This window comes from Cobetia sp. ICG0124, from assembly GCF_004006355.1.
Classification (GTDB): domain Bacteria; phylum Pseudomonadota; class Gammaproteobacteria; order Pseudomonadales; family Halomonadaceae; genus Cobetia; species Cobetia marina.
On record NZ_CP024893.1, the window covers coordinates 2,495,752 to 2,519,156 of the forward strand.

The 23,405-nt window shown below is 63.4% G+C and carries 21 protein-coding genes, 1 tRNA gene and 1 pseudogene; 13 read left to right on the forward strand and 10 right to left on the reverse strand.

All coding sequences use genetic code 11. From position 1 onward, the window contains the following. The first annotated feature begins 54 nt into the window (after window positions 1-54). The 8 genes from dsbD (at window position 55) to purH (ending at window position 7,901) form a co-directional block, all read left to right on the forward strand. Window positions 55-1,458 carry a protein-disulfide reductase DsbD gene (gene dsbD / locus CU110_RS11710; RefSeq protein WP_346427134.1) on the forward strand — a complete coding sequence of 468 codons (1,404 nt, stop codon included), beginning with the start codon at window positions 55-57 and terminating at the stop codon, window positions 1,456-1,458. A 105-nt stretch (window positions 1,459-1,563) separates the two neighbouring features. Beyond that, complete coding sequence (gene aroQ / locus CU110_RS11715; protein ID WP_077371872.1) at window positions 1,564-2,001, forward strand: type II 3-dehydroquinate dehydratase; 438 nt, start codon at window positions 1,564-1,566, stop codon at window positions 1,999-2,001. Window positions 2,002-2,045: 44 nt separating this feature from the next. Beyond that, window positions 2,046-2,516 carry an acetyl-CoA carboxylase biotin carboxyl carrier protein gene (gene accB / locus CU110_RS11720; protein WP_077371869.1) on the forward strand — a complete coding sequence of 157 codons (471 nt, stop codon included), beginning with the start codon at window positions 2,046-2,048 and terminating at the stop codon, window positions 2,514-2,516. A 19-nt stretch (window positions 2,517-2,535) separates the two neighbouring features. Then, window positions 2,536-3,876, forward strand: coding sequence for an acetyl-CoA carboxylase biotin carboxylase subunit (accC, locus tag CU110_RS11725; protein WP_077371866.1), 1,341 nt, complete (start codon window positions 2,536-2,538; stop codon window positions 3,874-3,876). Between the two features lie 10 nt (window positions 3,877-3,886). Continuing rightward, window positions 3,887-4,804, forward strand: coding sequence for a 50S ribosomal protein L11 methyltransferase (gene prmA, locus CU110_RS11730; protein WP_240665371.1), 918 nt, complete (start codon window positions 3,887-3,889; stop codon window positions 4,802-4,804). Window positions 4,805-4,933: 129 nt separating this feature from the next. Continuing rightward, window positions 4,934-5,968 carry a tRNA dihydrouridine synthase DusB gene (dusB, locus tag CU110_RS11735; RefSeq protein WP_077373125.1) on the forward strand — a complete coding sequence of 345 codons (1,035 nt, stop codon included), beginning with the start codon at window positions 4,934-4,936 and terminating at the stop codon, window positions 5,966-5,968. A gap of 47 nt (window positions 5,969-6,015) precedes the next feature. Then, on the forward strand, window positions 6,016-6,261 hold the full coding sequence (gene fis, locus CU110_RS11740) for a DNA-binding transcriptional regulator Fis (RefSeq protein WP_225348107.1): 246 nt from the start codon (window positions 6,016-6,018) through the stop codon (window positions 6,259-6,261). 62 nt (window positions 6,262-6,323) lie between these two features. Beyond that, the gene (gene purH, locus CU110_RS11745) at window positions 6,324-7,901 is read left to right on the forward strand and encodes a bifunctional phosphoribosylaminoimidazolecarboxamide formyltransferase/IMP cyclohydrolase (protein WP_084209168.1); all 1,578 of its coding nucleotides are present in this window, start codon (window positions 6,324-6,326) and stop codon (window positions 7,899-7,901) included. Here the strand turns inward: purH and CU110_RS11750 are convergent, their stop codons facing one another. Continuing rightward, window positions 7,902-8,996, reverse strand: a complete 1,095-nt coding sequence (locus CU110_RS11750) for an amidohydrolase family protein (protein ID WP_240665372.1) — start codon at window positions 8,994-8,996, stop codon at window positions 7,902-7,904. 6 nt (window positions 8,997-9,002) lie between these two features. Then, entirely contained in the window at window positions 9,003-9,242 is a 240-nt protein-coding gene (locus tag CU110_RS11755) for a DUF2061 domain-containing protein (protein WP_077371853.1), read from the reverse strand. Window positions 9,243-9,278: 36 nt separating this feature from the next. On the opposite strand from CU110_RS11755, the gene glsB reads away from it, so the two are divergent. Beyond that, a complete protein-coding gene (gene glsB / locus CU110_RS11760) occupies window positions 9,279-10,220 on the forward strand; it encodes a glutaminase B (protein ID WP_077373122.1) in 942 nt (313 codons plus the stop codon). 471 nt (window positions 10,221-10,691) lie between these two features. Here glsB and CU110_RS11765 read toward each other — a convergent pair whose 3' ends face one another. The 4 genes and pseudogenes from CU110_RS11765 to CU110_RS11780 form a co-directional block, all read right to left on the reverse strand. Further along, window positions 10,692-12,149 (reverse strand): NAD-dependent succinate-semialdehyde dehydrogenase, encoded by a 1,458-nt coding sequence (locus CU110_RS11765; protein ID WP_084209170.1) that lies wholly within the window; start codon window positions 12,147-12,149, stop codon window positions 10,692-10,694. A 67-nt stretch (window positions 12,150-12,216) separates the two neighbouring features. After that, window positions 12,217-12,606 (reverse strand): annotated as a pseudogene (gene folX, locus CU110_RS11770) (dihydroneopterin triphosphate 2'-epimerase); the annotation flags it as partial. Window positions 12,607-12,692: 86 nt separating this feature from the next. Further along, the gene (gene folE, locus CU110_RS11775) at window positions 12,693-13,244 is read right to left on the reverse strand and encodes a GTP cyclohydrolase I FolE (protein WP_077371842.1); all 552 of its coding nucleotides are present in this window, start codon (window positions 13,242-13,244) and stop codon (window positions 12,693-12,695) included. 67 nt (window positions 13,245-13,311) lie between these two features. Further along, the gene (locus CU110_RS11780; protein WP_127736104.1) at window positions 13,312-14,412 is read right to left on the reverse strand and encodes a serine/threonine protein kinase; all 1,101 of its coding nucleotides are present in this window, start codon (window positions 14,410-14,412) and stop codon (window positions 13,312-13,314) included. A gap of 278 nt (window positions 14,413-14,690) precedes the next feature. Between CU110_RS11780 and bioB the strand changes: the two genes are divergently transcribed. The 4 genes from bioB to CU110_RS11805 all read left to right on the forward strand — a co-directional run bounded on the left by bioB (window position 14,691) and on the right by CU110_RS11805 (window position 17,864). After that, a complete protein-coding gene (gene bioB / locus CU110_RS11790) occupies window positions 14,691-15,869 on the forward strand; it encodes a biotin synthase BioB (protein ID WP_084209174.1) in 1,179 nt (392 codons plus the stop codon). A gap of 192 nt (window positions 15,870-16,061) precedes the next feature. Further along, the gene (locus tag CU110_RS11795) at window positions 16,062-17,015 is read left to right on the forward strand and encodes an 8-amino-7-oxononanoate synthase (protein WP_127736888.1); all 954 of its coding nucleotides are present in this window, start codon (window positions 16,062-16,064) and stop codon (window positions 17,013-17,015) included. Next, on the forward strand, window positions 17,012-17,722 hold the full coding sequence (gene bioD / locus CU110_RS11800; protein ID WP_240665373.1) for a dethiobiotin synthase: 711 nt from the start codon (window positions 17,012-17,014) through the stop codon (window positions 17,720-17,722). The genes CU110_RS11795 and bioD overlap by 4 nt, the downstream gene beginning before the upstream one ends. A gap of 57 nt (window positions 17,723-17,779) precedes the next feature. Next, a tRNA-Leu gene (locus tag CU110_RS11805) sits at window positions 17,780-17,864 on the forward strand. 352 nt (window positions 17,865-18,216) lie between these two features. On the opposite strand, the gene CU110_RS11810 is transcribed toward CU110_RS11805, so the two are convergent. The 4 genes from CU110_RS11810 to crcB form a co-directional block, all read right to left on the reverse strand. Beyond that, window positions 18,217-20,046, reverse strand: a complete 1,830-nt coding sequence (locus CU110_RS11810) for an acyl-CoA dehydrogenase C-terminal domain-containing protein (protein WP_084209180.1) — start codon at window positions 20,044-20,046, stop codon at window positions 18,217-18,219. A gap of 59 nt (window positions 20,047-20,105) precedes the next feature. Continuing rightward, window positions 20,106-21,320 (reverse strand): uroporphyrinogen-III C-methyltransferase, encoded by a 1,215-nt coding sequence (gene cobA / locus CU110_RS11815; protein ID WP_346427135.1) that lies wholly within the window; start codon window positions 21,318-21,320, stop codon window positions 20,106-20,108. 132 nt (window positions 21,321-21,452) lie between these two features. Then, the gene (serS, locus tag CU110_RS11820) at window positions 21,453-22,730 is read right to left on the reverse strand and encodes a serine--tRNA ligase (RefSeq protein ID WP_077371807.1); all 1,278 of its coding nucleotides are present in this window, start codon (window positions 22,728-22,730) and stop codon (window positions 21,453-21,455) included. 101 nt (window positions 22,731-22,831) lie between these two features. Beyond that, entirely contained in the window at window positions 22,832-23,209 is a 378-nt protein-coding gene (crcB, locus tag CU110_RS11825; protein WP_084209182.1) for a fluoride efflux transporter CrcB, read from the reverse strand. Window positions 23,210-23,405: the final 196 nt, after the last annotated feature.

Sequence of the window (23,405 nt, forward strand, 5' to 3'; positions counted from 1 at the left end):
CCTCCAGCGCCGGTACTCATGACGTACGTCCTATCCTATCATGCGTCCCTGCGTGTGCCAGTCGCGCTCGGGACGGATGGCAGCTTTCGGGCATTGTTCACGGACGCCGGCCTCGTCACCTTGCTCGGGCTGTTCTTCCTGGCAGGCCTCGGGCTGACCTTCACGCCCTGCGTGCTGCCGATGATCCCGATTCTCAGCTCGATCATCGTCGGCCAGCGCCCCAGCCGCCCGCGCGCCTTGCTGCTGTCGTCAAGCTACGCCCTGGGCATGGCGCTCACCTACGCCGCGGCCGGCACGCTGATGGGTCTGTTCGGCGCCGGCCTCAACCTGCAGGCCCAACTGCAATCTCCCGTCGTGCTGATTCCCTTTGCCGCCCTGTTCGTGCTGTTCGCGCTGGCCATGTTCGGCACCTTCAATCTGCGCCTGCCCGGCCGCCTGCATTCGCGCCTCGACACGCTGCAGGGGCGCCTGATGAATACCGGCCCGGGGGGATTGGCGCTGGCAGGCGCGTTATCGGTACTCGTGGTATCGCCCTGCGTGTCGGCACCTCTGGCCGGAGCGCTGGTCTATCTCTCCGCCAGTGGCGATGCCACCAGTGGCGGGTTGGCGCTGTTCGCGCTCGGGCTCGGCATGGGGGTGCCGCTGGTACTGGTCGGCACCTTCGGCGCCAGTCTCCTGCCCAGGGCCGGCGGCTGGATGGAAGGCATCAAGCAGGCCTTCGGCATTCTGCTGCTGGGCGTGGCGCTGTGGCTGGTAGAGCGCTTGCTGCCGGCCTCGCTGGCGGTGCTGGGCTGGGCGGCATTGGCCATCGGCACCGGGGTGGCGCTCGGCGCGATCAGCTCCTCAAACCACGGCTGGGCCCGCGCCCGTCAGGCACTGGGGCTGCTGGCACTCGGCTGGGGGATGATCAGCCTGCTGGGCGTGGCCGGCGGCGCAAGCGATCCGCTACGCCCATTGGCCCCCTTCACCGGAGGCGGAACTGCCTCGGGACAGGCAACCGAGCAGACGCTGGACTTCACCACCGTCACTGACATGGCTGCCCTCAAGCGCGAGCTGGCACTGGCTGACCGTCGTGGGCAGCCGGTCTTCGTCGATTACTACGCCGACTGGTGCATCTCCTGCAAGGTGATGGAGCGCGAGGTCTTTCCGCGCGTCGCGAGCCAGCTGCGCCAGTTTCATCTGATTCGCGCCGATGTCACTCAGACGGATGCCACCACCCGTGAGCTGCTGTCATCGTTCGGCCTCTTCGGACCGCCCAGTCTGCTGTTCTTCGCAGGACAACAGGAAATGACCGAAGCGCGGATTCAGGGAGAGGTCGATGCCGAGCAGCTGGGCGAGCATCTCGACAAGGTGCTGCGTCACCATCGCGATAAAAGCGGCAGGAAATCCGGTTCGGTGCCAAACTGGACAGCGTTCGAGAATTTCGGCAGAATCCGCGTCACTGCGACAACAGTCTAGGCTCAATAGGTAAACGTCGCGGATAGTGACGGTATCTTTGCATTTTCACCCAGGGTTAACAGCTCAGCGAGTCACGCACTTGCTTCCGCTGACAAGAGGACTTTCATGGCGCGCATCCTGGTACTCAACGGCCCCAACCTCAATCTGCTGGGCACCCGCGAGCCCGAGGTGTACGGCACGACCACCCTGGAAGATATCCGCTCACGTCTGGAGACACGGGCCAGCCAGGCTGGCCACCAGCTGGACTGGCTGCAATCGAATGCCGAGCATGTGCTGGTAGATCGCGTGCATGCGGCCCGTGAGGATGGCACCGCCATCATCCTGATCAATCCCGCGGCCTTTACCCATACCAGCGTAGCGCTGCGCGATGCCCTGCTGGGGGTCGCACTGCCCTTCATCGAGCTGCACCTGTCCAATACCCATGCCCGCGAGGCGTTCCGCCATCATTCCTATCTTTCCGATGTGGCACGCGGCGTGATCATGGGGTTTGGCGCTCGAAGTTACGACATGGCGCTTGATGCCGCCCTGGCCGATCTTGCCTAGCAGGAACCCCCATTTCCAGCCACCTTTATATCGGGATGAATTTCATGGATATCCGCAAGGTCAAGAAGCTGATCGAGCTGCTCGAAGAGTCCAACATCAGCGAAATCGAGATCCAGGAAGGCGAAGAGTCCGTTCGCATCAGCCGCCATCCGCAGGGCTTCGCCCAGCAGCCGATGATGCAGGCCCCGATGATGATGCAGCAGCAACCGATGCAGCAGCAGGCCGCACCGGCAGCCGGCAGCGTCGAGGCACCGGCAGCCGCCGCTCCGGCAGCGCCGCAGGGCCACACCATCAATTCGCCGATGGTCGGCTCCTTCTATCGCTCTCCGGCACCGGGCTCCAAGGCCTTCATCGAAGTCGGCCAGAGCGTCAAGAAAGGTGATACCGTCTGCATCGTCGAAGCCATGAAGATGATGAACCAGATCGAAGCCGACAAGGATGGTGTGGTGGAAGCCATTCTGATCGAAGACGGCGAGCCGGTTGAATTCGACCAGCCCATGATCGTCATTTCCTGATCCCAACGGACACGTCACCATGCTCGACAAGGTACTGATTGCCAACCGCGGCGAGATTGCACTTCGCATCCTTCGCGCCTGCAAGGAACTGGGCATCAAGACGGTAGCGGTGCACTCCAAGGCCGACCGCGATCTGATGCACGTCCGCCTGGCCGACGAAGCTGTCTGCATCGGCCCGGCCTCCTCTGCCAAATCCTATCTGCACATCCCGGCGCTGATCGCAGCCGCCGAGGTGACGGACGCCGACGCCATCCATCCGGGCTACGGCTTCCTGTCGGAAAACGCCAACTTCGCCGAGCAGGTCGAACGCTCAGGCTTCGCCTTCATCGGCCCGCGCGCTGACACCATCCGCATGATGGGTGACAAGGTCGCGGCCATCGAAGCGATGAAGCTGGCCGGCGTCCCGACCGTACCGGGCTCCGATGGTCCGGTGCCGCAGGATGAAGACGAGATGTTCGCCATCGCCGAGCGTATCGGCTACCCGGTGATCATCAAGGCCGCCGCTGGCGGTGGTGGTCGCGGCATGCGCGTGGTGCACTCCAAGGCCAGCCTGCTGTCCTCGGTGAGCATCACCCAGGGTGAAGCCGCCGCGGCCTTCGGCGACGGCACGGTGTACATGGAGAAATTCCTCCAGAACCCGCGTCACGTCGAAGTCCAGGTGCTGGCCGATGGCCAGGGCAACGCCATTCACCTGTATGACCGCGACTGCTCCCTGCAGCGTCGTCACCAGAAGGTGCTGGAAGAAGCGCCGGCACCGCAGCTGGATGAGGAAGCCCGTGCCAAGGTCCTCAAGTCGTGCACCGATGCCTGCATCGAGATCGGCTATCGTGGCGCCGGCACCTTCGAATTCCTGTACGAGAACGGCGGGTTCTACTTCATCGAGATGAACACCCGCGTTCAGGTCGAGCACCCGGTGACCGAGATGGTCACGGGCGTCGACATCGTCAAGGAGCAGCTGCGCATCGCCTCCGGCCTGCCGCTATCCATCAAGCAGGAAGACGTCAAGCTGCGTGGCCACGCCTTCGAATGCCGCATCAATGCCGAAGACTCGCGCACCTTCATGCCGTCTCCGGGCAAGGTCGAGCTCTATCACGCGCCGGGCGGTCTGGGCGTGCGCATGGACTCGCACCTGTACTCCGGCTACACCGTGCCGCCGCACTACGATTCCCTGATCGGCAAGCTGATCACCTGGGGCGAGAGCCGCGAGATCGCATTGACGCGCATGCGCAATGCCCTCGATGAGCTGCTGGTGGAAGGCATCAAGACCAACACTGACCTGCAGAAGGATCTGGTGCGTGATGCCGGCTTCCAGGAAGGTGGCGTCAACATCCATTATCTGGAGAAGAAGCTGGGCCTGTAATCTGCCCTGCTTGAGACTGGCAGCGCAACTCAAGACGCGTATCGCCCCCGACCACGCCGAGATTCTCGAGCATCTGCTGATGGAAGAAGGTGCCTGCGCCATCACCCTGCAGGACGCCGAGGATCAGCCACTGTTCGAGCCGGATCTCGGCAGCACGCCGCTGTGGAGCGAGACAGTGCTTACCGGCCTGTGGGATGGCACCGAAGGCATCGAGACCATGCGCGAGCGGGTCAAGGCCGGCTGGGCGGCACTGATTCCCGATGAGCCCTGCCCGGAGATCGAGGTCGAGATTCTCGAGGACCGCGACTGGACACGTGAGTGGATGGACGGCTTCGAGCCACTCAAGATGGGCCAGCGGCTGTGGATCGTGCCCAGCTGGCATGACGCGCCGGAACAGGACGCCGTCAACCTGATGCTCGACCCGGGCCTGGCCTTCGGCACCGGCACTCACCCGACCACCGCCCTGTGCCTGGAATGGCTCGATGGCCTGGCCGTGGAGGGCAAGCTCGCCCGGCACAGCGTGCTGGACTTCGGCTGCGGCTCCGGCATCCTGGCCATCGCCGCACTCAAGCTCGGCGCGGTGGATGCCATGGGCACCGATATCGATCCCCAGGCCCTGCAGGCCTCCCGCGACAACGCCCAGCGCAACGAGGTCAGCGACAGGCTGACACTGTGCTACCCGGACCGCCTGCCGGACGCGGGCTATCAGATCGTGGTCGCCAACATCCTGGCCGGCCCGCTGGTCGAGCTGGCCCCGCAGATCGCGGGCAGTGTGGCCCCGGGTGGCCTCCTGGCGCTTTCCGGCATTCTCGCGCCCCAGGCGGGAGACGTGCTCGAGGCCTATCGTGAGGCCGGCCTGATCATGGAAGAGCCCACCGAGCGCGATGGCTGGGTGCGCCTCAACGGCCAGCGCCCGCTCGAGGGCTGAGCCACGCGATGAAGACCTCCGGAACGCGCCACGGATGAAATAGCCCTTCAAACCCTGCGGCGCTCTAGGTATCATGACGCCCCCGTGATGCCTGCATCGCGCGCCACCCCACTGCATGACACGAGCCCCATGACCGAGACATCCCTTCACGCCGAGCTCCCGCGCATCGGTGTGCACCAGTTGCCCAATCGCGTGATTCTGGCCCCGATGGCCGGCGTCACCGATCGCCCGTTCCGACAGCAATGTCGTGAGCTGGGCGCGGGGCTCGTGGTCTCGGAGATGGTGACCAGTGACAAGCGCCTGTGGAACACCGTCAAGTCGCGCACGCGCATGAATCATGCCGGTGAACCCGGCCCGCGTGCCGTGCAGATCGCCGGGGGCGATGCCGCGATGCTGGCCGAGGCCGCCGCGCTGAATGCCGAGATGGGTGCCGAGATCATCGACATCAACATGGGCTGCCCGGCCAAGAAGGTCTGCAACAAGGCCGCCGGGTCTGCCCTGATGCGCGATGAGCGTCTGGTCGGCGAGATTCTCGAGGCCGTGGTGCGTGCCGTGAAGGTGCCGGTCACGCTGAAGATGCGCACCGGCTGGTGCGAGGAAACACGCAACGCCATCACCATCGCGCGCATGGCCGAGAGTGCCGGCATCCAGGCGCTCTCCGTGCATGGTCGCACCCGTCAGCAGAAATATACCGGTGAGGCCGAATACGACACCATCGCTGCGGTGAAGGCGGCAGTCTCGATTCCGGTCTTCGCCAATGGCGATATCGACAGCGGCGAGAAAGCGCGACATGTGCTTGACTATACGGGCGCCGATGCCGTGATGGTCGGCCGTGCGGCCCAGGGCAACCCCTGGATCTTCCGCGAGATCAATCACTATCTGGCCACTGGCCAGGTAGCTTCCGGCCCGAGCGATGCGGAGCGTGCCCAGGTGATGCGCACCCATCTCGAGGCCCTGTATGAATTCTACGGTGACTACATGGGCGTGCGCATCGCGCGCAAGCATGTGGGCTGGTACCTGGCGACCCGCGAGGATGGCAGTGAGTTGAAGCGCAGCTTCAATCCTCTCGAGGAGCCCGATGAACAGCGCCAGTTCCTGACCCGCCTGTTCGGCGAGCCGGAAGGCATCGCCCGCACCGAGACGCAAGGAAGTCACGCAGCATGACCAGCAGGCACCCTCTATCCCCTGACGACGCAAGCCAGGCCACGCTGATGACGCCCGTTCGGCACCATCAGACCCTGCGCGAAGCCGTCGAGCATTCCATGGCGCGCTACTTCGCCCACCTGGATGGCGAGCAGGTCACCGACCTGCATGCCATGGTGATGGCCGAGGTCGAGGCGCCGCTGCTGGAAGCGGTGATGGCCCACGCCCAGGGCAACCAGACCCGCGCCGCCGATATGCTGGGCCTCAATCGAGGCACGCTGCGCAAGAAGCTCAAGCAGTTTGATCTGATCTGACCCCGCCGGGGCATCCTCACAGGTGCCCCGGCGTCTTTTTGTTGATCCACGAGTGGAGCATCATGCAAGCCAAGCCCCAAGCCATCCGTCGCGCCCTCCTGAGCGTTTCCGACAAGACCGGCATCGTCGAATTCGCCCGTGCCCTCGACGCCCGTGGCGTCGCCCTGCTGTCTACCGGCGGCACCTTCCGTCTGCTCAAGGACAACGGCCTGGCCGTGACCGAAGTCTCCGAGCACACCGGCTTCCCGGAAATGATGGATGGCCGGGTCAAGACCCTGCATCCCAAGATCCACGGCGGTATTCTCGGTCGACGCGGTCAGGATGATGCGGTGATGGCCGAGCACGGCATCGACCCCATCGACATGGTCATCGTCAACCTGTATCCGTTTGCCGCCACCGTGGCCAACCCGGATTGCTCGCTGGAAGACGCCATCGAGAACATCGATATCGGCGGCCCGACCATGGTACGTTCTTGCGCCAAGAACCACGCGCACACCACCATCGTCGTCAACGCGGCCGACTACGACCGCGTGATCGCCGAGATGGACGCCAATGACAATGCCGTCAGCGACGAGGCGCGCTTCGACCTGGCCGTGGCAGCCTTCGAGCACACCGCCGCCTACGACGGCGCCATCGCCAACTGGCTGGGTCAGCGGGTCGAGGGTGGCAGTGAAGGTCTGCCGCGTCAGTACAACGTCAGCCTGAGCAAGAAGCAGGACATGCGTTACGGCGAGAACCCGCATCAGCAAGCGGCCTTCTACGTCGAGGACGGTGCCACCGAGGCCAGCGTCGCCACGGCCGTGCAGGTCCAGGGCAAGGCGTTGTCCTACAACAACGTCGCCGATACCGATGCCGCCTTCGAGTGCGTCAAGGCCTTCGACGAGACCGCCTGTGTCATCGTCAAGCACGCCAACCCGTGTGGTGTCGCCATCGGCGAGTCTGCCCTGGCCGCCTACGAGCGCGCCTATCAGACCGACCCGACCAGCGCCTTCGGCGGCATCATCGCCTTCAACGTGCCGCTGGACGCCGAGACTGCGCAGGCCATCGTCTCGCGCCAGTTCGTCGAGGTGATCATCGCCCCGGGAATCAGCGACGAAGCCGCTGCCATCGTCGCCACCAAGGCCAACGTGCGTCTGCTCGACGTCGCGGAGGCCTGGGCGGCCGAGCGTACCGGCGGTCACGACTTCAAGCGCGTCACCGGCGGTCTGCTGGTGCAGGACCGCGATCAGGGCATGGTCGGCCGTGATGAACTCAAGATCGTCACCGAGCGCGCGCCGAGCGAGCAGGAACTCAACGACCTGACCTTCGCCTGGAAAGTGGCCAAGTTCGTCAAGTCCAACGCCATCGTCTACATCAAGGATGGCCAGACCATCGGTGTGGGCGCCGGTCAGATGAGCCGCGTCTATTCGGCCAAGATCGCCGGCATCAAGGCCGCCGATGAAGGGCTGGAAGTGCCGGGCTCCGTGATGGCCTCCGATGCCTTCTTCCCGTTCCGTGACGGCATCGACGCCGCGGCGGCGGCCGGTATCACGGCCGTCATCCAGCCGGGTGGCTCCATGCGTGATCAGGAAGTCATCGATGCGGCCAACGAAGCCGGCATCGCCATGGTCTTCACCGGCATGCGTCACTTCCGTCACTGATCATTCGACAGGCAGTCTGACCAGGCGCAGGAAGTTGTCACGGGCGACATTGTGCGCCGTCTGTGGCGACAGGGCATCGAGGAATGGCGTGTAACTTGCCAGGATATCGCCCACCGAGCCGAAGCGCCCGACCACGTCACTGCCAAGCACGAAGCGCTGTGGGAAGCGCTCGACCAGCTTGACCCAGCGCGCACGCGGCTGGCCCTTGTCATCCAGCAGATACGGCTCCAGCACTGACCAGGACAGGTCGATATTCAGGTTGGGATAGGTTTCCAGCATGCGCTCGATCTCGCCGTGCAGCCATGTCATGCGCCCCAGGCGACGATTGAGCTCGGCACTGGTACCCGCGTGTGCCCAGATGAAGGTCGTGTCCGGATTGTCGCGCACCGCACTCTCGAATTCCTCGAGATACAGCCCCTCATGCCCCTCACGCTTGCTGGTGACATTGGAATGCACCATCACCGGCAGGCCCTTCTCCGCCGCCAGCGCATAGACCTTTCTCAAGGCGGGATGATTGGCTCGTGGCGTCTCGCCCTCGGTCAGGCGCGTCAGGTCATCATGACGCGTGAAGACCTCGCCGATGCCTTTCCAGAAGCCGGGATAGATCGCCATCAACTGGCGAATCTCATCGGCAGCATTCAGATCAGTGGGGTTGAAGCCGGTGATGAACGGCGAGAAACGCGCCTGGACCGGCTCGGGAGCGCGAGTCAACGCCTCGGCCAGAATGTAATCGGTACCGGAGTACCAGTAGACCGGCCCATCATCACCCATGTAGTAACGCGGCTTCTTGGGCGCGTCCTGCTGCCATTTCTTGGCGACACCGATGCCCGTGATCAGGGCATGATCCACCTGCGCCTCATCCATGACATCCAGCAAGGCCCCCAAGCCATCGCCCTGCTGGAAGAAGTCGACGAAGTGCAGGTGGGCGTCGCTGTAGTGATAATCGCGTGTCTCATCGGCAGCCACGGGCTCGGCGACAGCCATGCTGCCGGCAAGCCCCAACAGCAACGCCAGCGCCCCCTGGAGGAGAGGACGCTGGCGCAGACAGGACAGGCGAGAGAAACGGACGGGGCGAGAGGCCCCTTGCCGGCGCAAGTGTCCTCAGCTCGCCAATACCGCACCATTCATGCCGGAGGGGCGGCTGGCCTGTTGTTCAGCTGCCTGCTGACGACGGGCAGTCACACGATTCCAGACCTTCTCGTGGAAGAAGAAGGCGACGGTGTTGACCGCAGGCTCGACGATGGCGACCAGACCGCCGACCACGATGTCACCGGTCAGCAGGTAGGTGACACCGAAGGCGATGGAGAAGTGCATGCTGGCAAAGGTCAATGTCTTGATCATGTTGGCTGCCCTCCGGGCGGTCTCCTCAAGGTCGCCATGACGCCGCCACTCGACTCTGATGCCCTCCAGACGCTGCTTGAACGCCTGTCCAATGATGCCAGCCGCTGCTTCAACGAGGGCAAGGTCGCGGATTACATCCCGGCCCTGGCGCAGGTGGACCCGGATCAGTTCGGGATTGCCGTCTGTCATGTCGATGGCCGCGTCCAGTATGCCGGGGATGCACACACGCGCTTCTCGATCCAGTCGATCTCCAAGGTCCACGCGCTGGTACTGGCGATGCAGCGTCTGGAAAGCGACGAGATATGGTCACGCGTGGGACGTGAACCCTCTGGCCAGGCGTTCAATTCGATCATGCAGCTGGAGGTCGAGAACGGCATTCCACGCAACCCGTTCATCAATGCCGGGGCACTGCTGATCACGGACCTGCTGGTCTCGCGCATCGTCTCGATCCAGAACACGCTGCGTGAACAACTCAGACGCCTGTCCGGCAGCCCCGACATCGGCTTCGACGAGAAGGTGGCGCGCTCCGAGATGGACCACAAGGCACGCAATGCCTCGCTCGCCTACCTGATGCAGGCCTATGGCAACGTGCACTCCGATGTGGATGACCTGCTGGACACCTACTTCCACAGCTGTTCGGTATCGATGAACTGCGTGGAGCTGGCCCGCAGCTTCGCCTTCCTGGCCAATCGTGGCGTCAATCCGCTGGATGGCAAGGAAGTGGTCTCACCCTTGGAGACACGCCAGCTCAATGCGCTATTGCTGACCTGTGGGCTCTATGACGCGGCGGGAGACTTCGCCTGGCGCGTGGGCCTGCCGGGCAAGAGTGGTGTCGGCGGCGGCATCATCGCCATCCTGCCGGGACAGATGAGCATCTGTGTGTGGTCGCCGCGCCTGGACGGCTATGGCAACTCGATTGCCGGCCGGCATGCATTGGAAGGATTGGTGGCGGGAATGGGGCTGTCACCGCTGGGCTGAGGAGTGAGGAGTGAGGAGTGAGGGCTGAGAAGGGAGAACTGAGAAGTGCGGGCTGACAATACTGAGCTGGGAACCGGCCATAAAAAAGGGCAAGTCGCGTCCGCCACGCCACTCGCCCTGTCTTCAATCCTTGAAGACTATCACCACAGGTCCCGCTCTTTGACTGTAGCGTAAATAAGCATATCCACAAGTAAGAGAATGCCGACAAAGCACACCTGTCTTTGTCCCTGATCTGCGGTAAACGACAGCGGCATACCGCTTTGGTCTGACACACGCAGCGCGATCAATGCCCGAGACACCTCACCTCTACGACCAATGACGCATGGGCCTCTTGTCGCGAGATTGCTCTGAATGACATGAAAAAGCCCGCCCGGTGTCCCGGGCGGGCTTTTTGGCATCTGATGTCATGTCCGGTCATTGCCTTGAGCGCTGGCCATCCATCGACGATGCCACGTTCAAGGATGCAACGGCTCAGCCAAGTGAGAGACACAGATACTTGGTTTCCATGTACTCCTCGAGGCCATACTTGGAGCCCTCACGGCCCAGCCCCGATGCCTTGGTGCCGCCGAAGGGCGCGGCGGCGTTGGAGATCAGTCCGGTGTTGATACCGACCATGCCGTAATCCAGACCTTCCGAGACGCGCCAGACACGCTTGAGATCCGTGCTATAGAAATAGCTGGCCAACCCGAACTCGGTATCGTTGGCCATCTCGATGGCCTCTTCCTCGCTCTCGAAGGGGAAGATGGCTGCCAGCGGCCCGAAGGTTTCCTCACGGGCCACCTTCATCTCCGGCGTCACCTGCGAGATCAACGTCGGGGTGAAGAAACTGCCACCCAGCGGATGCGGATGGCCGCCCAGCAACAGCTCGGCCCCCTTGTCGAGCGCATCCTGCACGTGATCCGTGACCTTCTCGACGGCGTCACCATCAATCAGTGGGCCGACCTTGACGCCCTCTTCCATGCCGTTGCCCACGGTCAACTCGGCATTCATCGCCGCTGCCAGCTTCTCGCTGAAGGCATTGACCACGCTGGACTGCACCAGGAAACGGTTGGTGCAGACGCAGGTCTGGCCGGCGTTGCGGAATTTGGCTGCCATCGCGCCTTCCACCGCCGCATCGAGATCGGCGTCTTCGAACACCAGGAAGGGCGCATTGCCGCCAAGCTCGAGCGAGATCTTCTGGATATGCTGTGAGGCATTGGCCATCAGTCCGCGGCCAACTTCGGTGGAGCCGGTGAAGGTGACCTTGCGCACGAGACGCGAATCGGTCATCGCCTTGGCGATATCCCTGGCCGAGCCCGGCACCACGTTGAAGACACCACGCGGCACACCAGCGCGCTCCGCCAGCACCGCCAGCGCCAGCGCCGAGAAGGGAGTCTGACTGGCAGGCTTGACCACGATGGGGCAGCCCGCCGCCAATGCGGCACCCGCCTTGCGGGTGATCATCGATGACGGGAAGTTCCACGGCGTGATCGCCCCCACGACACCCACGGGTTGCTTGAGCACCATGATGCGCTGATCACGCTTGGCTGCCGGAATGGTGTCACCGTAGACTCGCTGCCCTTCCTCGGCGAACCAGCGCAGGAAGCTGGCGGCATACTGGATCTCACCGGCGGATTCGGCGAGTGGCTTGCCCTGCTCCAGGGTCATGATCTGCGCCAGGTCATCCTTGTGCTCCTGCATCAGGGCGTACCACTTCATCAGGATGTCGGCACGTTCCAGCGCGGGGGTTTCCTTCCAGTCAGCGAAGGCATTCTGGGCCGCCTCGATGGCACGCTCGGTTTCCGCATAGCCCAGACGAGGCACTCGGCCGATGATCTCGCCGGTGGCCGGATTGTCGACCTCTATCTGCTCACCGGAATCCGCGGCGACCCAACCACCATCGATATAGGCAAAGGGGCGAAAGAGACTGGTATCGTTGAGATGTTCCATGAAGACTCCAGAGGCATGCAGGTGGATCGAGGCGGCGTCCGACACTTGCCGTCTGGATATGGTCTTCCCGGCTGTCCGACAGGGTGATGGACACCGAATCGGAGAAGCGCAGCGCATGCGGCTTGTCGATCTCGACCTGAGCCGTCAGCACCTGCTCATGCTGCATCACGATATCCAGCACTTCCCGCGTCATGCGCTCGAGCAATGCGAAACGCCCGTCCTCGACATGCGCGATCAGCTGCTTGGTGATGGTGCGATAGTTGAGGGCTTCGCTGATGTGGTTGAACTGTACCGCACGCGCGGCGCGGTAACGGATCACCACATTGATCACGACGTCCTGACGATTCTGGATCTCGTCATCGTTGATCCCGATATAGGTGCGCAGACGCAGGTTCTTGATGCGAATGGTGGCGAGATCATGATCGAGATGTTCATCGTGCAAGGCATGCATCGGCATCGACGGGGACTCCTGAACAAGAGATGTCAGACAAACGACTCACAGACGACGACGCCGCCTCGAGAGGCGGCGTCGTGGCTATCGGATCAGCTGATCAGGGTCAGGAATTCCTGACGGGTCGGCTGATTCTCGCGGAAGGCCCCCAGCATCACGGAGGTCTTCATGCTGGAATTCTGCTTTTCCACGCCACGCATCATCATGCACATGTGGCGCGCCTCGACCACCACCGCCACACCCCGTGCGCCGGTCACCTGCTGGACCGCCTCAGCGATCTGCTTGGTGAGGTTTTCCTGGATCTGCATGCGGCGCGAGTACATGTCGGTGATGCGCGCGAACTTGGACAGCCCCAGCACCTTGCCCGCCGGCAGATAGGCGATATGGCACTTGCCGATGAACGGCAGCATGTGATGCTCGCACATCGAGTAAAGCTCGATGTCCTTGACCAGTACCATCTCGTCGGTGTCCGAGGTGAAGACGGCGCCGTTGACGATCTCCTCCAGCGACTGATGATAGCCATGGGTCAGGAACTGCATGGCCTTGGCAGCACGCATGGGCGTGTCCTGCAGGCCCTCGCGCTGCGGATCCTCACCCAATGCAGTGATGATCTGGCGGTAATGGTTGGCAATCTCTTCGGTCATCCGTCTGCCTATGGTATCGGTCAGGGGCGCGCATGAGCGCACGCATAGCAGGGGTAAAGCACATAACTTATACAGCCAGCCAGCGAGGAGCATCAAGCACGACTCGCTGCTGCTCAAGACTGCGGATGTGGTCATCCCAGTACCCCAGGCTCGCGACATGCGAGAAGGCCTGCGGGAAGGCGGGATCCGTCCAGCGCCGTACCACCCAGGCACTGTGACGCACCATGCGCAGCGTACGCAGTGTCTCGATCCACTTCAGCTCCCCGCGATTGAAGTCGCAGTGCTGCTCATATCCTTCCAGCACCTCGGACAACTGCATGTGGAGCTCGGGGTCACTCTCTCCCGTCAACAGCATCCACAGATCCTGAATGGCAGGCGCATTGAGACAATCATCGAAATCCACCAGCGCGAAGCTGTCATCCCGCCCCAGCATGTTGCCGATATGGCAGTCACCATGCGCACGCAGCAAGCCACTCTGCGGCCAGCTCTGCTCCGCCACCAGGGGGCGCAACGCCTCGATGACACGCTGATAGCTTTCACTCTGACGCTCACTCAGCCAGTCGGAGGCCAGCACGCTGTCACGACTCTCGTCGAGGATGCGCAGTGGCGTGAGCGTTTCACGCTCCTGGAAGAGGCCTTGACGTCCGACGGCGTGCACGCGACCGATCAGCTCTCCCAGATGGTAGAGGTGCTCGGGAGATTCGAGTTCGGGAGCCCGCCCGACCACATGGGGAAACAGCGCGAAGTCGAAGCCTTCGTGATGATGCAGGGTCTCCCCCTTGGCATCCGCCCAGGCGGGCGCACCGGGAACGCCCTCGGCTTCCAGCTCGGCCAGAAAGGCGTGTTCCTCGAGGATCTGGGCGCGGCTCCAGCGATCCGGACGATAGAACTTGGCGACCCAGCGCCGCCGGTCATCATCGGCCAGGTGATAGACCCGATTCTCATAACTGTTGAGCGCGAAGGGCTCGCCGGGCAACCAGAAACCAAGCGACTCGACGGCGGCCACGACACGATCCGGCGCAAGCGCATCAAAGGGATGTGAACGCTTGTCCAGTTCGCCTTCCCGGGATGACGCAGCCTCCCAGGTGTTGCCGTTGGCGCGCTCATCAAGCTCGCGCGAGGTGCCGGATGATTGCGAATCAGCAGGTGTAACAGGATCAATAGGCATGGCAATTCCTCGGGCATGGACCAGCAAACGGCTGCCGGACCTTGCATGCTATGAGATTAGACCCTCACACCGCCAGTCCCGCAGGCCATAGACCAATAGCATCATGGCGAACCAGGCGGCGTACGCGCTAGCACACAGGCGACGACCTCTCGAGCCCCCGCCCGCTGACAGGCCTGCGCCAGGCTGTCGAGGGTCGCGCCACTGGTCATGACATCATCGATCAACAGCACGCTTTCCGGCAGAGTCTCACTGCCTGCCTGAAGAAGGATCTCACTCCCATGACCGTAGAAGCCCCGAGCGTGACCACGCAAACCTCGCACGACGAACGGACCAACGCAGATGGCGAGGTACGTCACGACTGGCGCGTCGAGGAAATCGAAGCGTTGTTCGCCCTGCCCTTCAATGACCTGCTGTTCCGGGCCCAGCAGATCCACCGCCAGCACTTCGATCCGAATGCCGTCCAGGTCTCGACCCTGCTGTCGATCAAGACCGGCGCCTGCCCGGAGGACTGCAAGTACTGCCCGCAGTCAGGCCACTACAACACTGGCCTGGGTAAGGAAAAGCTGATGGAGATCCAGAAGGTGGTCGAGCAGGCCCGCGCCGCCAAGGATGCCGGTGCCAGCCGTTTCTGCATGGGCGCCGCCTGGAAGAGCCCGCGGGAGCGCGATCTCGAGGTGGTCACCGAGATGGTGCGTCAGGTGAAATCACTGGGACTGGAAACCTGCATGACGCTGGGAATGGTCGATACCGATCAGGCCAGAAAGCTCGCGGATGCCGGCCTCGACTACTACAACCACAATCTGGACACCTCACCGGAGTACTACGGCGAGATCATCACCACGCGCAGCTACAGCGAGCGCCTGGACACCCTGGCCAGCGTGCGCGAAGCCGGCATGAAGGTATGCTCCGGCGGCATTCTCGGCATGGGGGAAACCACCACGGATCGTGCCGGCCTGCTGCGCCAGCTGGCCAATCTGCAACCACAGCCGGAATCGGTGCCGATCAACATGCTGGTCAAGGTGGCGGGCACACCGCTGGAAAATGTCGAGGATCTCGATCCCATCGAGTTCATCCGTGCCATCGCCGTGGCGCGCATCATGATGCCGAAGAGTCACGTGCGCCTGTCCGCCGGTCGCGAGCAGATGGACGATTCCACCCAGGCATTGGCCTTCCTCGCCGGCGCCAACTCCATCTTCTATGGCGAGCGTCTGCTGACCACCGGCAATCCGCAGGCCAACCGTGACCGCGAGCTGTTCGAGCGCCTCGGCCTGCACCCGGAAACCCGCCAGGAAGTCGCCAGTGACGATGTGCGGGAAGCGGCGCTCAAGGCGGCCATGGAAGAACAGGCGCGCGCCAACGTCGAAGGCAGCCTGTTCTACGATGCCACCCGCGAGGCGACGCCCGCCAGCAGTGAAGGCCAGGTGCGTGAACGCAAGCCCTGCGGTCTGGTGGTCTGATCTCACGTGGCCACCCGCTCACGCTCACGCACGCGCTCCAGTACCGGCGCAAGCGCAAGCTTCGCCCACCTGGACGATCTGCTCGCCAGACGCGAGCAGGTCGGGCGCTATCGCCGGCGCCTGACACTGGACTCCCCACAGGGGCCCAACGTCAGCCTCTCCGGGCAGGCGGCAGATGAAGAGGCACGTCCGCTGCTCAACTTCGCCGCCAATGATTATCTGGGACTGGCCAATCATCCCTCGCTGATCGAGGCCGGCTGTCGTGCAGCCCGGGAATTCGGTGTCGGCAGCGGCAGTGCCCATCTGGTCAATGGTCACCAGACGCTTCATCACCGACTGGAAGCCCGTCTGGCCGAATTGACCGGACGCCCGCGTGCGCTGTTGTTCTCCACCGGCTTCATGGCCAATCTCGGCGTGATCGATGCGCTCGCGAGCGCCTCGCGCGAGGCCGGGCGCACTCTCGAGATCTTTCATGACCGTCTCAACCACGCCAGCCTCCTCGATGGCGCGCGGCTGGCATCCTCCGGCAACTCAGCCGTGCGCTCGCGCCGCTTCCATCATCGCGACCTCGAGGATCTCGAGCGCCAGCTGGCACGCTCCCGGGCCGATGACAGGCTGGTGATCAGCGATGGCGTGTTCAGCATGGATGGCGACTGTGCCGATATCACGGGCCTGGCTCGGGCATGTGCTCGCCATGGCGCCTGGCTGATGATCGACGATGCGCATGGGGTGGGCGTGCTGGGCGAGCACGGCGAAGGACTGGTCGGACGGGACACTCCGCTGGCCGAAGTGCCGGTATTGGTGGGCACGCTGGGCAAGGCCCTGGGCAGCGCTGGCGCCTTCGTCGCCGGCAGCGAGGCGTTGATCGAAAGCCTGATCCAGCTGGCCCGCCCATATATCTACACCACGGCGCAACCCCCGCACGTCGCTGCCGCCACCCTGGCAGCGCTGGATATCGTCGAGCAGGAACCACAGCGACGCGAGCACCTGGCGGCGCGCGTACGACAGTTTCGCGAGGGGTGTGCAGCTCTGCTGGCAGGCAGTGGTCTGGCGCTCGGCCTGCCTGACACGTCTGGTGCTGTTCAACGGCTGGGGTATCGATGCCCGCATCTGGCAACCCTTGACACGGCATCGCGGCCTTCGTGACCGGCACCGACACGGAAATCGGCAAGACCTTCATCGCAAGCGCCTTGCTGGCTCGTGCCCGCATGCGGGGCCTGAGCACTCTCGGACTCAAGCCCGTGGCGTCAGATTGTTTCGAGAGTCACGACGGGCTGGTCAATGCCGATGCCCTGTCGCTGCAGGCACAGTGCGAGCCGCCCGCGGATTACGAGAGCATCAATCCCTGGCGATTCGCTCCGGCCATCGCGCCGCATATCGCCGCACGCCAGGCAGGCGTGAGTCTCGAAGTGGCCAAAATCTCTCGACACATTCGTCACCAGCGCGAGAGGGCCCCGCGTGACCTGACCTTGATCGAGGGAGCAGGCGGCTGGCGCGTTCCGCTCAATGACGAGGAAGATTTCTCGGATCTGGCCATCGCCTTGGAGCTACCGGTGATCCTGGTGGTAGGCCTGAGACTCGGGTGCATCAATCATGCACGTTTGACCCTGGAAGCCATCGAGCGCGATGGGCTTGAGGTGGCAGGCTATGTCATCAACCATCTGGAAGCCGACATGGAAGTCAGTGAAGACAACATGGCGACGTTGTCGCGCACGCTGAAAGCGCCCTGTCTCGGCGTGGTGCCTTGGGTGCGTGATGATGACCTCACTGACAGCCGCCATGCGGCAGAACGCGCCGCGAGCTATCTGCAATTGCCCTGCGGACTCGAGTCACGCAGCCAACATGAGGGATAATTGGCCACAAGCGATTGACTTGAAAGGCATCGCAGGTAAAATGCACGCCAGCTTCTCGCGGAAGTGGTGGAATTGGTAGACACGCCAGATTTAGGTTCTGGTGCCGCAAGGTGTGGGGGTTCGAGTCCCCCCTTCCGCACCATCAGCACATCCTGCTGATGCCCTCACAATGCCAGGATTGGCGACGTCTTGCGGCGCAGCATAGCGCGACGCGACGTGATGACAAGGAACCTGCAGATGACTCGGCCACGTCTGATCATCAACCGTCTGGATGCGGATCGCATTCAGCGCCTGATCGATAGCCAGCAGCATGATGACGAGCTGGCAACCCGCCTGGAAAGCCGCCTGATTCAGGCGGAGATCGTGCCACCGGATGACTTTCCGAACAATCACGTCAGCATGCGCAGTCATCTGCGCCTCACCGGCTCTCGCTCTGGCCATCATGAACTGATGCTGCGTTATCCAGACCCCGCAAGCGATGAATGCATTCCGTTTCACTGCGCCGGATCGAAATCCTCGAGACGGAAGGCCATCAGCGGTGCAGCACCTGCCGCGATCTGGGCTTCCAGCGCGACGGCGCGCGGCAAGACCCGCTGGACGAAGTAGTTGCCCATGGCCAGCTTGCGACGGTAGAAATCCTCCCCGCTGGCACCCGATGTCGCCAATCCCTGTACCGCGGCACGCGCCATGCGCAACCACAGATAGCTGTAGACACACAGCCCGGCCAGGTCGAGGAAATCGCAGGCTGCCGCCCCCAGCTCCTCGGGATTGTCATCCGCACGGGCCAGCAACTGCTCGGCGACACACTCCAGGCGCGCCAGTTCCTGCTGGCAGGCCTCGGCGAACGGCCGGGTCCGCTCGTCGTCATCCTGTCCCTCAAGCTCGGCCCTGACCTGCTCGGCAAAGCGTGCCACGTACGCCCCGCGATTGCGGTAGAGCTTGCGTCCGACCAGATCCATCGCCTGGATCCCATTGGTGCCTTCGTAGATCATCGCGATGCGGGCATCGCGCACGTACTGCTCGGCACCCCACTCCACGCAATAACCATTGCCGCCATAGAGCTGTTGCGCCATGACGGTGGCATCGAAGCCACGATCCGTCAGCAGCGCCTTGGCGATCGGCGTCAGGAATTGCACCAGTGCATCCGCATCAGCCTTCACCGCTTCATCGGCGTGATACTTGACGCGATCCAGCTGCTGACCGACGAAGACGGCAAAGGCCCGCCCGGACTCGTTCCAGACACGGGTTTCCAGCGCCATGCGGCGAACATCAGGATGAACCAGAATCGGATCAGCCGGCTTGTCTGGTGCCTGTGCGCCCGTCGGTGCGCGGCTCTGCAGACGTTCAGCAGCGAAATCCATCGCACTCTGATAGGCCACTTCCCCCAGTCCCAGCCCTTGCAGGCCGATGGAGAGGCGCTCGTAGTTCATCATGGTGAACATCGCCGCCAGCCCCTGGTGCGGCTCGCCGATCAACACCCCTTCGGCACCATCGAAGTTCATCACGCAGGTCGCGCTGCCCTTGATGCCCATCTTGTGCTCGATGGACCCACAGCTGACCGCATTCGATGCCGCGGGCTGTCCCTCGGCATCGAGCAGTTGCCTGGAGACCAGAAACAGCGAGATGCCGCGGGTGCCGGAAGGCGCATCCGGCAGCTTGGCCAGCACCAGATGCACGATGTTGTCGACCATGTCGTGCTCGCCACCGGTGATCCAGATCTTGGTGCCGGTAATGCGATAACGTGGCAGCCCCAGCAGTGGGTCATCACCCTCGAGGGGCTCGGCACGAGTGCGGATCATGCCCAGGTCCGTCCCGCAGTGAGGCTCGGTCAGACACATGGTGCCCAGCCAGTCGCCGGCGTACATGCGCGGCAGAAAGACCCGCTTGACGGATTCAGGGGCATGACTGTCCATCGCCAGACAGGCCCCGGCATTCAGTGCCGGGTAGAGCGCGAAGCTGGTATTGGTGGCGTAGAGCATTTCCTCGAAGGCCACGGTGAGCATCTTTGGCATGCCCTGACCGCCGTATTCAGGGTTGCCACCCAACCCCATCCAGCCACCCTCGGCGAGCACCCGATAGGCTTCCTTGAAGCCCTTGGGCGTGGTGACACGCCCCTCTGCGAAGCGCGCGCCCTCGGCATCACCACTCAGGTTCAGCGGCAGCAGCTCTGCCTGGGTCACGCGCGCGCCTTCCTCGAGTATCGCCTCGGCCAGTTCCGCATTCACCTCGGAAGTGGCCTCCATGGTCGCCCATTCCTGCTCGGCCGCGAATACCTCGTTGAGCACGAAACGTGCATCCTTGAGCGGTGCCTGATACTTGGCCATGTGACTCTCCTTGCGATTCAAACGATTGCTTGAAACAATAGGCGCAATCGCTGTCTGCGTCATCTCGACCTTGGCCCAAGCACCTGGGCCAGCGGCGTCGGGTGCTTGCCATCTTCCCAGCCAAGGCTGCTGTCGGCCGTCGGCGAGAACCACTTGAGGGAATCATGCAGCCTGACGACATCCCCGACGATGATCAACGTCGGCGGCTTGAGCCCCTGCCCCGCCACCTGTGCCGGCATCTCCGCCAGAGTCGCCACATGCACGCGCTGACGCGCGGTAGTGCCCTGCTCCACCAGAGCGATCGGCGTGCTGGCCGCCAGACCATGGTGGATCAGCTGCTCGCAGATCAGCGCCAGACTGCCCAGCCCCATGTAGAACACCAGGGTCTGGGCGGGGCGTGCCAGCGCCTCCCAGTCCAGGTCACAGCTGCCATCCTTGAGGTGCCCGGTGACGAAACGCACCGACTGGGCATGATCGCGGTGGGTCAGCGGAATCCCGGCGTAGGCGGCGCAACCGGAGGCCGCGGTGATACCTGGCACCACCTCGAAACTGATCCCGGCATCCGCCAGCGTCTCGAGTTCCTCACCACCACGCCCGAAGATGAAGGCATCGCCTCCCTTGAGGCGCACGACGCGATGGCCAGCGCGCGCATAGTCCACCAGTGCCTGATTGATGCCTTCCTGGGGCACGCTGTGGTCACTGCGCGCCTTGCCGACATACAGCCGGCGGGCTTCAGGCCTGGCCAGTGCCAGAATCTCGTGACTCACCAGCCGGTCATGGATGATCACGTCGGCCTGCTGCAGATGACGCAATGCCTTGAGGGTCAGAAGCTCCGGGTCGCCGGGGCCGGCGCTGACCAGCGCCACCTGACCATGCGTGCCGGTGAAGCGATCCTCCTCCTTCACCGGCAACACCGCCTCGCCCGCGACCAGCCGGGGCGGAAGACGCACGCTGGAGTCCGCCGGATGACGCGGCGCAAACACCATGACATGCTGCTCACGCGCGTGGCGCAGGATACCGCGGTCCCGGCCCTCGCTGCCCGTGACGACCAGCCACAGCTGGCCGGGTGCAGGCACCGGCAACAGCGTATCGGCCACTTCCCAACCCTCTTGACCGCACAGTCTCTCCAGCGCCGGCATTCGGGCATCGCCGTAGACACACAGATCCGCCCCCAGGCCGGCAAAGCGCTCGGCCAGCGCCAGCGCCTCCTGGCCACCGCCGATCAGGCACAGCTGGAGTCGTGAAGGATCACAAGAGAGATTGAGAAATTCCATGGGGCATATCCACAAACGGGGCGAGGCTGGGTAGCAGCCTTCGATGAACGGCATTTTAGAGCATAAGAAACACTCTCTAAAATAACCAATAAGCATAACGACCCCGAAGGCACGTTGTAGCAGAGCCGGGCCTCAGACGTTGAGGGTGTCCACACCGCCCATGTAGCTGCGCAGCGCCTGCGGCACGCTGATGGAACCATCCGCATTCTGATGGTTCTCGAGCACCGCGACCAGACAACGTCCCACCGCCAGGCCGGAGCCATTCAGTGTGTGTACCAGCTGCGGCTTCTTCTGTCCTTCGACACGGGCGCGTGCCTGCATGCGACGTGCCTGGAAGTCTTCGCAGTTGGAGATGGAAGAAATCTCGCGATAGGTATTCTGGCTCGGCAGCCAGACTTCCAGGTCATAGGTCTTGGCCGCCGCGAAGCCCATGTCGCCGGTGCACAACGTCACGGCACGGTACGGCAGCTCCAGCGCCTGCAGGATGGCCTCGGCATGGCCACGCATCTCTTCCAGTGCGTCATAGCTCTTGTCCGCCTCGACCACCTGCACCATCTCGACCTTGTCGAACTGATGCTGGCGAATCATGCCGCGGGTATCGCGACCATAGGCACCCGCCTCGCTGCGGAAGCACGGCGTATGCGCGGTGAACTTGAGCGGCAGGTCGCTGGCGTCGAGAATCTCGTCGCGCACCATGTTGGTCAGCGGCACTTCGGCGGTCGGGATCAGGAAGAATTCGCGATCGTCATTGAGCTTGAACAGGTCTTCCTCGAACTTGGGCAGCTGGCTGGTGCCCATCAAGGAATCACGGTTGACGATGTAGGGCACGTAGAACTCTTCGTAACCGTGCTCGAGGGTCTGCTTGTCGAGCATGAACTGCACCAGCGCACGATGCAGGCGTGCGATGGAGCCGTGCATGATGGCAAAGCGTGAACCGGTGATCTTGGCGGCGAGCTCGAAGTTGAGCTGCCCCTTGAGTTCCCCGAGGTCAACGTGATCACGCACCTCGAAATCGAACTCACGCGGGGTGCCCCAGCGATGCAGCTCGACATTGTCATTCTCGTCGGCGCCTTCCGGCACGTCCGCGTTGGGCAGGTTCGGGATGCTGGCGGCCATGGCCTCCGCCTTGCTCTGCAGCTCGGAGAGCTCTTTCTTGGCGGCGTCGAGGCGCTCGCCCAGATCACTGACTTCCGCCAGCAGCGGTGCGATGTCTTCACCGCGAGCCTTGGCATTGCCGATGGACTTGGAGCGAGTGTTGCGCTCGTTCTGCAGCGATTCGGTCTCGATCTGCAGATCACGGCGACGCGCTTCCAGGGCGGCGAAGGCCTCGGTATCCAGCTGATAGCCACGACGTGCGAGGCGCTCGGCGGTCGCGTCAAGATCGGCGCGCAGAAGTTTCGGGTCCAGCATGTGGGAAGGCTCTCTCGTCAGTTCACTCAGGCCGCATCGCGGCACGGTAAGGTCATGCGCACTAGTCTACCTCAGCCACGCCCCGCTTCGCAGGCCGTCGCTCACAGCAGGGCGCGGGCGAGCTTCATGCCGAGCGCCACCATGCCCAGACAGGCCACCACGCTCACCGCGACGTAGATCAGCCCTGCCAGCATGCGCCCGCTGATCATCAGATTGAGCGCTTCGAGGGCGAAGGTGGAAAAGGTGGTGAAGGCGCCGGTGAAGCCGGCCACCATGATCGCCTGCCAGACAGGCGCAAGCTTGAGCTCCTGGGTGACCCAGATGAACAGGAAGCCCATCAGGCAGCTGCCGAGGAGATTGACCCCGAGCGTCCCCCAGGGGAACCCTCGACCCGCCGTTCCCGTGATCCAGCCACTGACCAGATAACGTCCAAGAGCGCCGATGGCGCCGCCCGCTGCTACTGCCAACCAGGTTCCCATGTCTCGCATCTGCCTCATGCGGACTGCCGGACTGAGCAGGTCCCGCGTGAGGGGGTCTTCCGGATAGAGCGTGAGCGCGCGCCAGCGCTTCCAGCTGCTGCGGTCGGACCCCGACCAGCACACAGAGGCTGGCTTCGCACACCGCGACGTTGCTGGCGTGGCGGACGGCACCGAAACGCCAGCCCAGGCGGTGGCT